Below are 14,010 nucleotides of genomic sequence, written 5' to 3' on the forward strand. Positions count from 1 at the left end.
ATGTATAATAGTATTATGTTAAATATAGTTTTATATCAACCGGAAATTGCCCCAAATACAGGGAATATAATCAGAACTTGTTATGCACTAGGTGCAAAATTACACATTATCAAACCAACAAGTTTTGATCTTCATCCTAAATATCTTAAAAGAGCAGGTGCAGGAAGAATGCTCAGTGACATTCAACATGAAATTCATAACTCATATGAAGATTTTTACAATAAGTACAAAGATAAAAAAATCTTTTATGTAACTAGATATGGTTTAGAGACATATACAAATGTTAAATATAATGAAGTTCACCAACAAACTGGTGAAGTGTGATTAATGTTTGGTAGAGAATCTACAGGTATTGATAAAATAATCTTAAAAGAAAATTTAGAAGATTGCATCAGAATACCGATGGTTTCAGCTATGCGTTCAATTAATCTTGCTAACTGTGTTGCTATTTTAGGTTTTGAAGTTATGAGACAACTTGATTTTAAAGATTTATCAAAATTTGAAGTTGAAAAAGGAAAACATTACTTAGAACAATATGATGAAAATAATAACCAGTAAGCAAAATCAGTTTATCAAGGATGTTTATAAACTTTTAGATAAAAAATATAGAAGTAAAGAATCTAAGTTTTTAGTTGAAGGTTATCACTTAGTCAATGAAGCGAAAGAAAAAGGTATTTTGCTAGAAACAATTGAAGTAGTTGATAAAAATAAATTTGCTGATTCGATTTTAGTCACAGAGGAAATCTTAAATTACTTATCAGACACATCTACACCACAAGGGATTATAGGTATTTGTAAATTTCCCGATATCTCAAAATCAATTAGTAACAGAGTTTTATTTTTAAATAATTTGCAAGAACCAGGAAATGTAGGGACAATTTTTAGATTAGCGAGAGCCTTTGATTTTGACACTGTTATTATCCAAAACTTTGATTACTTTAATCCAAAAGTTATTCGTTCTTCTCAAGGAGCACTTTTTGATTTAAATTTAATCAAGACAAATAATATTGATATTTTAAAAGAACTTAAAAAACAAAACTATATTTTATATGCAACTATGTTAGATACAAATGCTAAGAAGTTAAATGAAATTGATTTTTCAAGAGAAGAAAAAATTGTCATTATCTTAGGAAACGAAGGTAATGGAATTGATAATCAAACTGCTTCATTATCTGATGAAAAAATTTACATTCCAATTTCATTTGAAAGTTTAAATGTAGCAACAGCTGCAGCAATTGTGTTGAACAAAGTTAGAAATGGGTAATTATGAATAAATTCGATAATTTAATTGAACAAATTAAAAACTATAATTTTCATTTATCTTTAGAAGGGTACAATAAAACAGAAGTTGAAAATCATTTAAATGAATTGATTAGACAAATTAATGAAATTGTTAATGAAATAAATGAATCAACCGAAAGAACAGAATTATATAATGCTCAATATAAAGAACTTTACAAAGAAAATAAAATTCTTGCTGAAGAAGTTAATAAACTTAGATTAGAACTGGAAAAATTAAATAAATAGGATAAATATGGAATTAGAACACAAAGAACAAAAATATGAGAATTTGATTCAATGATTCCCTGGTCATATGGCTAAGGCTTTCAAGGAATTAAAAGAAAAAGCTTCATTAGCAGATATTTTTATAGTAGTTTTAGATGCAAGATGTCCAATTAGTTCATATAACGAAGACTTTGACAAAATTGCACCACAAAAAAAGAGATTGTTCATTATTACTAAATCAGATTTAATGGATCAATCCAAAAAAGCAAAAATTGAAAAAAGATTTGCAAACGAAACGTTATTATGATTAGATCTTAGAAAATCATCTTCAAAACAAGTTATTTTAAAAACAATTAAAAAACTTTCACAAGAAAGAATTAATAAAAACAGAGAAAAAGGTATGTTGATAACCAGAATGAAATCATTTGTTGTTGGCGTTCCAAACTGTGGGAAAAGTACACTTATTAATTTAGTTTCAGATAAAAAAACTTTAAAAGTCGCTAACTATCCAGGTGTAACCAGAGAAAATAAGTGAGTTGTCAATGGTGAATATTTATTTTTAGATACACCAGGTATTTTGCTTCCTAAATTTGAAGATCAAGAAGTTGCTGTTAAATTATTAATCACAGGTGCTATTAAATTAGATAATTTCTCACCAGAGGTTGTTTCAATGAAGTTTTATGGATTAATTTCAAAATATTATCCAGAAAAATTAGAACAATTAGGTCTAAAACCATCTCAAGATGATATTGAAATTTACTCACAATTATTTAGCTATGGTGAAAGATTTAAAATTTACAAAGAAAACCAAAGAATTGACACTGTAAAAACTTACCAACATTTTATAAATTGAGCTAAAAATTTAGAAGGAGTTACATACGATTAATTCGTATGTTTTTTATTTAATCTTTTATAATATTTAAACTATGAGTCAAAACAATACATATAATGCAAGTAATATTCAACAATTAAAAGGGCTTGAAGCTGTTAGAAAAAGACCTGGTATGTACATTGGTGGAACCGATGTACACGGTTTACATCACTTAGTTTGAGAAATTGTAGATAACTCAATCGACGAGGCACTAGCTGGTTATGCAACTGAAATAATTGTTACATTGAGAAATGATGGTGGTGTTTCAGTTCAAGACAATGGACGTGGTATTCCGGTTGATAAAATTAAAGGTTCAACAAAAACAGCTGTAGAAGCTGCTTTCACTGAATTGCATACAGGTGGAAAATTTGATGATAGTGCGTATAAAACATCAGGAGGTCTTCACGGTGTTGGAGCTAGTGTTGTTAATGCTTTATCAACAAAAGTTGTTGTAGAAGTTTCAAGAGATAAAAAGATCTATTTAACTGAATTTCAACAAGAAAAAATCCTTCAAAGAACTCACGAGGTAGGTGTATCTAAAAATACTGGAACAATAGTGACTTTCTGACCTGATTATCCACTTTTCAAAAGAGCTAAGTTAAGTTTTGACAAAATTTCAGAAAGACTTAAAGAAAGAGCTTTCTTAATTTCTAATTTAAAAATAATATTAAGAGATCAAAATAATGATAAAACAGAAATTTATGAATATACTAAAGGTCTTGAATCATTCTTAAACTTTTTAAATGATTCAAAAGATTTAGTTTCAAAACCTATTTCATTTCAAGATGAAAAAAGAGGCATCTCTGTTGATTTTGCTTTTCAATGAACAACTCAATATGAAGATACAATTCTGAGTTTTGTTAACAATGTTAAAACAAGCGATGGTGGTTCACATGTGGTTGGACTAAAAACTGCATTTGTTAAATCTGTTAATAACTTTGTGTCAAAAGAAAATGTAGTCAAAGGTCAAAGAATTTATGAATGAGCAGACATTAAAGAAGGGCTCAGTTGCGTTCTCTCTTTAAAAATTCCTGAAAGTATTCTTGAATTCGTAGGTCAAACTAAAGATAAATTAGGGACTCCAGATGCTAAACCTGTTGTTGAAGAAATTGTCTTTAAATATTTAGATTCTTGATTAAGTGAACACAAAGAACAAGCTAAATTAATCATAGATAAAATTGAATCTTCATATGATTTAAGACAAAAACAAAAATCATTAAAAGATGAAAGTAGAAAAACAAAGCAAACAGGTAAAGAAAAATTAATTTTAAGTGACAAATTAAAACCTGCGACTGGTAAAAATAATGAACAAAATGAGTTATTTCTAGTCGAAGGGGACTCAGCAGGTGGTTCGGCAAAAAGTGGAAGGGATAGAAGATTTCAAGCTATCTTACCATTACGTGGAAAAGTCATTAACTCTGAAAAGAAAAAAATGGTTGAAGTTCTTGAAAATGAAGAAATCAACACGATTATTAAAGCAATTGGAGCAGGATACGGTAGAGATTTTGATATTGAAAAATCCCAATATGGAAAAATAATCATTATGACCGATGCTGACACTGATGGTGCTCACATTCAACTTCTATTATTAACATTCTTTTATAGATTTATGAAACAAATGATTGAACAAGGAAAAATTTTCCTTGCACTTCCTCCATTATATAAAGTGACTCTTAAGAGCAGTAAAAAAATTCTTTATGCATGAGATGAAGATGATTTAAGTGATATGCTGGAAAATATAAAAGAATCATATGAACTCCAAAGATATAAAGGTCTAGGAGAAATGAATGCTGATCAATTGTGAGAAACAACTATGGATCCTAAAACAAGAACATTAGTTCAAGTAACAATTGAAGATGCTCTTATTGCTGAAAGAAGAGTTTCAGTTCTTATGGGAGAAAATGTTGAAAACAGAAGATATTGAATTGATCAAAATGTAAACTTTACACTTGAAGATAATTTCATTGAAAAATTAAACATATCTAATTAATCAAAATGATTTTTATAAAAAAACAATAAAATAAAGTTTTTTGCTATAATATCAAAGAATTTTATTTTTACTCTTTTTATAAAGACTAAATAAAAGTTTATAAACATTTATTACTTATAGAAAGGAAGAAATTATGTCAAGAAGAGACGTTTTAACAGGTAGAGGACCTCAAACAGGTAACAAACGTTCACACGCATTAAATGCTACAAAAAGAAAATTTAATGTTAACTTACAAAAAGTTAGAGTTACAATAGACGGTCAAAAAATGACATTAAGAGTAAGTGCAAAAACATTAAAAACTCTTAAAAACAAAGGGTTAATTTAATCATTTCTCTAATACTTTTAAATTAAACATATATAATCAAAATAAATTACCTTGATCAAGTAATTTATTTTTTTATTTTTTTTAAAAAAACTTTGAATAAAAAAATAATTAGTGTTATAATATTCTTGCTTTTGATAGCAAAGAAGTTCTTTGAAAACTAGATATATACAAGACATGACAAGTCAATTTTTTTCGAGAGTTTGATCCTGGCTCAGGATGAACGCTGGCTGTGTGCCTAATACATGCATGTCGAGCGAAGTTCTTTGAACTTAGCGGCGAATGGGTGAGTAACACGTACTTAACATGCCCTTTAGATTGGGATAACGATGAGAAATTATCGCTAATACCGGATACTTATATGGAACGCATGTTCTATATATAAAAGGAGCCTTAAAGCTTCACTAAAGGATTGGGGTGCGTAACATTAGCTAGTTGGTAGGGTAATGGCCTACCAAGGCTATGATGTTTAACGGGGTTGAGAGACTGAACCGTCACACTGGGACTGAGATACGGCCCAGACTCCTACGGGAGGCAGCAGTAGGGAATTTTCCACAATGGACGAAAGTCTGATGGAGCGACACAGCGTGCAGGATGAAGGCCTTCGGGTTGTAAACTGCTGTTATTTAGGATGAAAAAATAGTAGAGGAAATGCTATTATCTTGACAGTACTAAATCAGAAAGCAACGGCTAACTATGTGCCAGCAGCCGCGGTAATACATAGGTTGCAAGCGTTATCCGGAATTATTGGGTGTAAAGCGTCTGTAGGTTGTATGTTAAGTCTGACGTCAAAACTTGGGGCTCAACCCCAAATCGCGTTGGATACTGGCATACTAGAATTGCATAGAGGTTAACGGAATTCCTTGTGAAGCGGTGAAATGCGTAGATATAAGGAAGAACACCAACATGGCGAAGGCAGTTAACTGGGTGCATATTGACACTGAGAGACGAAAGCGTGGGGAGCAAACAGGATTAGATACCCTGGTAGTCCACGCCGTAAACGATGATGATTAGCTAATAGTGATGAAGCTATTGGCGCAGCTAACGCATTAAATCATCCACCTGAGTAGTATGCTCGCAAGAGTGAAACTTAAAGGAATTGACGGGGATCCGCACAAGCGGTGGAGCATGTGGTTTAATTTGAAGATACGCGTAGAACCTTACCCACTCTTGACATCTTCCGCAAAGCTATAGAGATATAGTGGAGGTTAACGGAATGACAGATGGTGCATGGTTGTCGTCAGCTCGTGTCGTGAGATGTTCGGTTAAGTCCTGCAACGAGCGCAACCCTTGTCCTTAGTTAGATGATCTAAGGAAACTGCCCGGGTAACTGGGAGGAAGGTGGGGACGACGTCAAATCATCATGCCTCTTACGAGTGGGGCAACACACGTGCTACAATGGATGGTACAAAGAGAAGCAATACGGCGACGTGGAGCAAATCTCAAAAACCATTCTCAGTTCGGATTGTAGTCTGCAACTCGACTACATGAAGTCGGAATCGCTAGTAATCGTAGATCAGCTACGCTACGGTGAATACGTTCTCGGGTCTTGTACACACCGCCCGTCACACCATGGGAGCTGGTAATGCCCGAAGTCGGTTATGTCAACTACGGAGACGACCGCCTAAGGCAGGACTGGTGACTGGGGTGAAGTCGTAACAAGGTATCCCTACGAGAACGTGGGGATGGATCACCTCCTTTCTACGGAGTACAATCAGCAATTTTATATTGCTATTCTAAATCTTTTATTACGATAATTTTTGTCATGATATATCTAGTTTTGAGAGAATTTCTCTCTAATGTTCTTTGAAAACTGAATAGTTATAAAGATATTAATATAACAACGACATCAAAAATAAATTAAAGTCAATTTGTTTTGGATACCGAGTTATGAATTATTAGAAATAATAATTTATTAAAATGTCTTTGAATACATCAACAATAATAGGTTATATTGTTACAACTTTTAAATAAGTAAGAGTTTGTGGTGGATGCCTTGGGTCTGGAAGTCGATGAAGGACGTGATTACCTGCGATAAGCCTCGTGGAGCTGGATATAAGCTACGAAACGGGGATTTCCGAATGGGGAAACCTAACTAGAGTAATGTCTAGTTGCTAAGGGATGAATACATAGTCCCTTTTGCGAGACACGTTGTGAACTGAAACATCTTAGTAGCAACAGGAAGAGAAAATAAAAAATGATTTCATCAGTAGCGGCGAGCGAACGTGAAAGAGCCCAAACCAATTTTTAATTGGGGTTGTAGGACTACTTACACAAAGTTACAAAATTTTGTTATAGCAGAATAGATTGGAAAGTCTAAGCACAGAAGGTGATACTCCTGTATGCAAAATAGCAAAGTCTTTTAGTAGTATCCTGAGTAGGTCGGGGCACGTGAAACCCTGTCTGAATCTGCCGGGACCATCCGGTAAGGCTAAATACTAACCAGACACCGATAGTGAACTAGTACCGTGAGGGAAAGGTGAAAAGAACCCCGGGAGGGGAGTGAAATAGAATCTGAAACCACTTACTTACAATTAGTCAGAGGCCGTTAATGGCTGATGGCGTACATCTTGCAGTATGGACCGGCGAGTTATGTTAACATGCGAGGTTAAGTAGATAAAAACGGAGCCGTAGAGAAATCGAGTCTTAATAGGGCGTTTAGTATGTTGATATATACCCGAAACCATGTGATCTATTCATGAGCAGGCTGAAGCTTGGCTAACCCCAAGTGGAGGGCCGAACCGTAGTACGCTGAAAAGTGCCCGGATGACTTGTGAATAGTGGAGAAATTCCAATCGAACTTGGAGATAGCTGGTTCTCCTCGAAATAGCTTTAGGGCTAGCGTGTGATGTTAAACTTTGATGGTAGAGCACTGAATATGGAATGGCCGCGTCTAGCGGTACTGACTATAATCAAACTCCGAATATCATTGTGTATTATCATGCAGTCGGAACCGGGGTGCTAACGTCCCGGCTCGCGAGGGCAACAACCCAGATCGTCGGCTAAGGTCCCAAAATTGTGTTAAGTCAGAAAGGTTGTGAGATTTCATAAACAACTAGGAGGTTGGCTTAGAAGCAGCCATCCTTTAAAGAGTGCGTAATAGCTCACTAGTCAAGAGATCTTGCGCCAATAATGTAACGGGAGTAAAACACAATACCGAAGCCACGGGTACATTTAGTACGTTAGAGGAGCGTTCTTATCGCAGTGAAGTCAGACCGTGAGGACTGGTGGAGCGTTAAGAAGTGAGAATGCCGGTATGAGTAACGATTTGAGGTGAGAATCCTCAACGCCTATTGGGAAAGGTTTCCTGGGGAAGGTTCGTCCACCCAGGGTTAGTCAGGACCTAAGGAGAGGCTGAAAAGCGTATCCGATGGACAACAGGTTAATATTCCTGTACTACCTTGATTTGTGATGGAGTGACGAAGGAGGATAGCACTACCCATTATTGGATTTGGGGGTAAGTAGCAACTGGTGAGTTTAGTTAAATGCGAACTCTGTAACTGGGAGCTATGATGCATAGGTGGTTTCATCGAATTGTGTGATTTCATACTTCCTAGAAAAGCTTCTAAACTTTAAGGTCAATGGTACCTGTACCGAGAACGGACACACGTTCCCAAGATGAGTATTCTAAGGCGAGCGAGAAAACCAATGTTAAGGAACTCTGCAAATTAACCCCGTAAGTTCGCGAAAAGGGGTGCCAACTTTTAGTTGGCCACAGTAAATTGTGAGGGGCAACTGTTTATCAAAAACACAGCTCTCTGCTAAATCGTAAGATGATGTATAGGGGGTGAAGCCTGCCCAGTGCCCGAAGGTTAAGTGGATTTGTTAGCTTTACGCGAAGCATTGAAATGAAGCCCGGGTGAACGGCGGCCGTAACTATAACGGTCCTAAGGTAGCGAAATTCCTTGTCGGCTAAATACTGACCTGCACGAAAGGCGCAATGATCTCTCAACTGTCTCAACATTGGACTCGGTGAAATTATGGTCCCAGTGAAAACGCTGGGTACCCGCATCAAGACGAAAAGACCCCATGGAGCTTTACTACAACTTCGTATTGAAACTTGGCCTAACATGTGTAGGATAGGTGGGAGACAGTGATGCTAAGACGCCAGTCTTAGAGTAGTCGACCTTGAAATACCACCCTTGGTATGTTGAGTTTCTAACCTGCCACCGTTATCCGGTGGGGAGACAGTGCGTGGTGGGTAGTTTGACTGGGGCGGTCGCCTCCTAAAAGGTAACGGAGGCGTTCAAAGGTACACTCAATACGGTCAGAAACCGTATGAAGAGCGCAAAGGTAGAAGTGTGCTTGACTGCGAGACCTACAAGTCGAGCAGGTGCGAAAGCAGGACTTAGTGATCCGGCTGTACGTCATGGAACGGCAGTCGCTCAACGGATAAAAGTTACCCTGGGGATAACAGGCTTATCTTGCCCAAGAGATCACATCGACGGCAAGGTTTGGCACCTCGATGTCGGCTCATCGCATCCTGGAGCTGGAGTCGGTTCCAAGGGTTTGGCTGTTCGCCAATTAAAGCGGTACGCGAGCTGGGTTCAGAACGTCGTGAGACAGTTCGGTCCCTATCTGATGTGGGCGTTGGAATATTGATGAGAGCTGCTCTTAGTACGAGAGGACCGGAGTGGACGTACCGCTGGTGTTCCAGTTGTTTCGCCAGAAGCACAGCTGGGTAGCTAAGTACGGAAGGGATAACCGCTGAAAGCATCTAAGTGGGAAGCCTCCTCAGAGATAAGTATTCCCTTGAAATTCCTTGTAGACTACGAGGTTGATAGGATGGAAGTGTAAGTGTAGTAATACATTCAGCTGACCATTACTAATAAATTGATAGGTTTAAAAGTATATTAAGGTGTATTCAGACATTTTAATGAATTATTAAAATAACTATTCAGTTTTCAAAGAATATTTGACACCTTTAATGGTGTTTTTTATTTTCAAAAAAATATAAAAAAAATTTCATAAAAATATTTTTTATATTATAATAATAACGCAACTAATGATTGTTGGAGAAGTAGCTCAGCTTGGTAGAGCACTACATTTGGGCTGTAGTGGTCGCAGGTTCAAATCCTGTCTTCTTCACCATTTATATGGGGGGTTAGCTCATTTGGCTAGAGCGCCTGCCTTGCACGCAGGAGGTGGTGGGTTCGAATCCCATACTCTCCACCATATATGGCACTGTAGCTCAGTTGGTTAGAGCATCCGGTTCATACCCGGAAGGTCAAGAGTTCGAATCTCTTCGGTGCTACCAAATTACGGACCTATAGCTCAACGGTTAGAGCAACCGGCTCATAACCGGTCGGTTACAGGTTCGAATCCTGTTAGGTCCACCATACGGGTGATTACCCAAGTCCGGCTGAAGGGACTAGTCTTGAAAACTAGCAGGGGCTTCACGGCCCGCGGGGGTTCGAATCCCTCATCACCCGCCAATAACAGGAGATACATAGCAGAGTGGAGCAGTGGTAGCTCGTCGGGCTCATAACCCGAAGGTCGAAAGTTCAATTCTTTCCTCTGCAACCAAAACGGTCCAGTGGTAAAGTGGTTTAATACGCCTCCCTGTCACGGAGGAGAACGCGGGTTCGATCCCCGTCTGGACCGCCATTATGGCCTTGTAGCTCAGTAGGTAGAGCAACAGATTGAAGCTCTGTGTGTCGCTGGTTCGATTCCTGCCGAGGCCACCAAAAATCCTCTAATTTGTTAACTTGTTAAGTTAGTAAATTAGAGGATTTTCTTATATAATTTAATTTATTTATAATTAATTTATAATTTAACAACAGGGAGAAAATATGGACTTCAAAAAGACTTTAAATATGCCACAAACAAGCTTTGAAATGAAAGCTAATTTAATTGAAAAAGAAAGTAAATATAGAGAAAAGTGATATCAAGATAACATATATCAAAGAATATTAGAAGAATATAAAGATAATATATCTTTCATTTTACATGATGGTCCACCATATGCTAATGGAGATTTACATGTAGGTCATGCTTTAAACAAAATCTTAAAAGATATAATTGTGAGATGAAAAACTTTAAATAAATATTATTCTCCATTTGTTCCTGGATGAGATACACATGGATTACCTATTGAACATAAAATGCTTTCAGAAAGTAACCTTAAGAAAGAAGAAATTTCACCACTTGAGTTAAGAATTAAAGCGAAAGCTTATGCATTAGAACAAGTCGAAATTCAGAAAGAACAATTTAAACAATTACAACTTTTTTCAGATTTTAAAAAGTATTACATCACTTTAGATAAGAAATATGTAGCTAAACAATTAGAAGTCTTTTCTAAAATGATTTTAGATGGTTTAGTATATAAGGGACTTAAACCGATTTATTGATCTCCTACTTCACAAAGTGCTTTAGCAGAAGCTGAAGTTGAATATAAAGAAGTAAGAAGTCCATCATTATATTTAAAACTAAGAGTTGTAAGTAGTAACTTCGACAAGATCCATAACGGTGATGATATTGTTGTTTGAACAACTACTCCTTGAACATTATTAGCTAACTCAGGAGCTGCCGTAGGGCTTAAAATTAAATACATTAGAGTTAAGGTTGAAAATGATACTCTAATTTTTTCAGAAGAATTATTTAAGAAATATGCTGAGAAGAATGAAATTTATGAATATGACATTCTAGATGAATTTTATGGGTATGAAGTTCTTGGTAAAAATATTTTATATTTCACACCAATCACTCGTTTATTAGCTCCGTTAGTTGTTGGTCATCATGTTACTGAAGAATCTGGTACAGGTATTGTTCATATTGCTCCAATGTTCGGAGAAGACGACTTTTTAATTGGGCAAAGATTTAATTTAGAAAAAATTATGCACGTTGCAGATGATGGAACCATCTTTGGAACAGGTACTGATTTTGATGGTTTATTTTATGATAGCGCAAACAAACCTATTGTTGAGTTTTTAGATGATAGAGTTATGAAATTAGAGTTTATGAAGCACTCATATCCACACGATTGAAGAACTCACAAACCAATTATTTATAGAGGTACACCTCAATGATTTGTTTCTATTGATAAGATTAGAAGAGACATTTTAGAAAATATTGAAACAAAAGTTTCGACATATCCAGAATGAGCTAAAACAAGATTAAGAAATATGATCGCGGAAAGAGGTGATTGAACTATTTCAAGACAAAGAACTTGAGGTGTTCCAATCATTATCTTTTATGATGAACATAAAAACCCTGTAATTGATAAAGAACAATTTGATTTCACAATTAATCAAGTTTTAGAGCACGATATCAATATCTGATGAGAATGAGATACACAAGACTTATTGCATCCAAAATACAAAGGTAGAGAATTTACAAGAGAAATGGATATTATGGATGTTTGATTTGATTCTGGTGTTTCATTTACTGCTGTTGATATTGACCAGCGTTACAAGGCTCCGTATGACTTATATTTAGAGGGAATTGACCAATACAGAGGTTGATTTAACTCATCTATCATTAACTCAGTTGCATATCAAAAAACAGCTCCATATAAGCAAATTGTTTCACACGGTTTTGTTTTAGATAAAAATGGTGACAAGATGTCAAAATCATTAGGAAATGTAATTAAGCCTATTGATGTTGTTAAAAAACGTGGTGCTGATATATTAAGATTATGAGCAGCTAATAGTGAATATACAAATGATGTAAATATTTCAGATGATATCCTCGATCAAAACACTGAAATCTATAGAAAAATCAGAAATACTATCAGATTTATGTTAGGTAATTTATCTGGTTTTGAATATGATTCTAATATTCAAAAAACAGGTATTCATGCACTTATTTCAGAACAATTAAATGAATTAAAATTAAATATTAAAAAAGCTTATGATGAATATAAATTCATTAATGTTGTTAAATTATTAAATAACTATATTGTTGACTTATCTGGATTCTATTTATCAATTACTAAAGACATCCTTTATATAAGAAAAACAAACGATCCAGAAAGATTAATGGTTCAATCGAACTTATATGAAATCGTAGACTTTATTATTAAAGCAATTGCTCCTATTTTACCTACAACAGCTGAAGAAGCATACGAACACTTTAATAAAGCTACAAAGTACGATTCAATAATGTTTGATGCATTTGATTTTAATAATGTTGCAGTTAATAAATCATTAATTGAACAATTTGATGAATTCTTCCAATTACGTGCTGAAGTAAATGCTAAAGTTGACAACTTGATTAAAGAAGGCTCAATTAAGAGAATTAATGAAGCATATGTTAAATTACCGAATTCATTATCAGACTTTATCAAATCTCTTGATTTAAAAACTTTATTAATGGTAGGTAAAGTATCATTTGAATCAAATGATGAATTAGAAATTACAACATTTGATTCTGAAAAATGTCAAAGATGTTGAAATCATTTTGATAAATCAGAGATGATAGATAATTTATGTAATACATGTTATGAAATTGTAAAAGATTGGGAAGATAAATAATTATGAATAATCAAGAACAAAAAAATAAAACTTTTGTTACTAAAATAGTTGAACATTTCAAAGTAAATTGAAAATCAATTTTAACTGCATATGTAATATTATTCATTGTTTTTGCAATTTTCTTAACAATAGACCAGCTAACAAAAACTTTTCTATTTAAACATGGTGATGTTTTAAGATTAAGACCAGATGGGCAAGCTCCTTTACCAGATGGAACATACATTTTCCCTGAAAATATTTATCCATCTAATTCTGGTGAATGACAAAATTTTGGTTTATTTGGAATTAGATCTATTTGACATAAAGGTGTCACATTTCTTAAAACAACCAATATTGCTTTAATTCAAGGATTAAGCTTTATGGTGGCTGCATTTATCCTAATATTGCCTTTATTCTTCACTAAGAATTCTTTATACTATTCAATACCATTAGGTATCTTATTAGCAGGAGATTTCGGAAATGCGTTAGATAGAATTTTATTTAACGGTTATGTAAAAGATATGCTTTACTTACCTTGAGCAGATAAAGGTACATTCAATCTAGCTGATACATTTGTATTTGTTGGTATCATACTATTCATTATCATTTCAATTACAATGTGAATTAAAGAAGCACGTGAAGAGGATAAAAATTTAGAATACGAAGCTAACATTTATATACGTAATAAATAATTCAGTAATTAAATAAACATCTCAACATTGTTGGGATGTTTTTCTTCTACTAATTTTGTAAATTCATAGTGTTAAATTTAGTTTCCTAATCAATGAATGTAAATGATGAAATTTGTGTTCCATTGGAGATCAGAATTTTTTAGAAAAAAATTTAAAAAATATTTTTGTTTTTATTT

At 34.5% G+C, this 14,010-nt stretch carries 8 protein-coding genes, 8 tRNA genes and 2 rRNA genes; all 18 read left to right on the forward strand.

The window, feature by feature from the left end:
• Positions 1–15: 15 nt before the first annotated feature.
• The 18 genes from NPA13_RS00135 (at position 16) to NPA13_RS00220 (ending at position 13,834) form a co-directional block, all read left to right on the forward strand.
• Entirely contained in the window at positions 16–558 is a 543-nt protein-coding gene (locus tag NPA13_RS00135) for a tRNA (cytidine(34)-2'-O)-methyltransferase (RefSeq protein WP_257089188.1), read from the forward strand.
• Positions 539–1,264: an RNA methyltransferase gene (locus tag NPA13_RS00140; RefSeq protein ID WP_257089190.1), complete on the forward strand. Its 726-nt coding sequence runs from the start codon at positions 539–541 to the stop codon at positions 1,262–1,264. The genes NPA13_RS00135 and NPA13_RS00140 overlap by 20 nt, the downstream gene beginning before the upstream one ends.
• 2 nt (positions 1,265–1,266) lie before the next feature.
• Positions 1,267–1,527, forward strand: coding sequence for a hypothetical protein (locus NPA13_RS00145; protein ID WP_257089192.1), 261 nt, complete (start codon positions 1,267–1,269; stop codon positions 1,525–1,527).
• A gap of 7 nt (positions 1,528–1,534) precedes the next feature.
• On the forward strand, positions 1,535–2,392 hold the full coding sequence (gene ylqF / locus NPA13_RS00150; protein ID WP_257089194.1) for a ribosome biogenesis GTPase YlqF: 858 nt from the start codon (positions 1,535–1,537) through the stop codon (positions 2,390–2,392).
• 40 nt (positions 2,393–2,432) lie between these two features.
• On the forward strand, positions 2,433–4,367 hold the full coding sequence (locus NPA13_RS00155; protein WP_257089196.1) for a type IIA DNA topoisomerase subunit B: 1,935 nt from the start codon (positions 2,433–2,435) through the stop codon (positions 4,365–4,367).
• Positions 4,368–4,500: 133 nt separating this feature from the next.
• Positions 4,501–4,692 (forward strand): 50S ribosomal protein L28, encoded by a 192-nt coding sequence (rpmB, locus tag NPA13_RS00160; protein ID WP_257089198.1) that lies wholly within the window; start codon positions 4,501–4,503, stop codon positions 4,690–4,692.
• 188 nt (positions 4,693–4,880) lie between these two features.
• Positions 4,881–6,390 (forward strand): 16S ribosomal RNA (locus NPA13_RS00165).
• Positions 6,391–6,653: 263 nt separating this feature from the next.
• A 23S ribosomal RNA gene (locus NPA13_RS00170) occupies positions 6,654–9,539 on the forward strand.
• The 16S and 23S rRNA genes sit together here with 8 tRNA genes alongside, the layout of an rRNA operon.
• A 164-nt stretch (positions 9,540–9,703) precedes the next feature.
• Positions 9,704–9,780: transfer RNA gene (locus NPA13_RS00175), tRNA-Pro, on the forward strand.
• 7 nt (positions 9,781–9,787) lie between these two features.
• A tRNA-Ala gene (locus tag NPA13_RS00180) sits at positions 9,788–9,864 on the forward strand.
• 5 nt (positions 9,865–9,869) lie between these two features.
• Positions 9,870–9,946: transfer RNA gene (locus tag NPA13_RS00185), tRNA-Met, on the forward strand.
• A 6-nt stretch (positions 9,947–9,952) separates the two neighbouring features.
• Positions 9,953–10,028 (forward strand) — tRNA-Ile (locus tag NPA13_RS00190).
• A gap of 3 nt (positions 10,029–10,031) precedes the next feature.
• Positions 10,032–10,124 (forward strand) — tRNA-Ser (locus NPA13_RS00195).
• 16 nt (positions 10,125–10,140) lie between these two features.
• Positions 10,141–10,215, forward strand: a tRNA-Met gene (locus NPA13_RS00200).
• Positions 10,216–10,219: 4 nt separating this feature from the next.
• Positions 10,220–10,296: transfer RNA gene (locus NPA13_RS00205), tRNA-Asp, on the forward strand.
• Between the two features lie 4 nt (positions 10,297–10,300).
• Positions 10,301–10,376, forward strand: a tRNA-Phe gene (locus NPA13_RS00210).
• 105 nt (positions 10,377–10,481) lie between these two features.
• A complete protein-coding gene (ileS, locus tag NPA13_RS00215) occupies positions 10,482–13,163 on the forward strand; it encodes an isoleucine--tRNA ligase (RefSeq protein ID WP_257089200.1) in 2,682 nt (893 codons plus the stop codon).
• Positions 13,164–13,165: 2 nt separating this feature from the next.
• Positions 13,166–13,834 carry a signal peptidase II gene (locus tag NPA13_RS00220; protein ID WP_257089201.1) on the forward strand — a complete coding sequence of 223 codons (669 nt, stop codon included), beginning with the start codon at positions 13,166–13,168 and terminating at the stop codon, positions 13,832–13,834.
• The last annotated feature ends 176 nt before the right edge of the window (positions 13,835–14,010 follow it).

The sequence above is a fragment of the Mycoplasma sp. 2045 genome, from assembly GCF_024582715.1.
GTDB lineage: Bacteria > Bacillota_I > Bacilli_A > Mycoplasmatales > Metamycoplasmataceae > Mycoplasmopsis.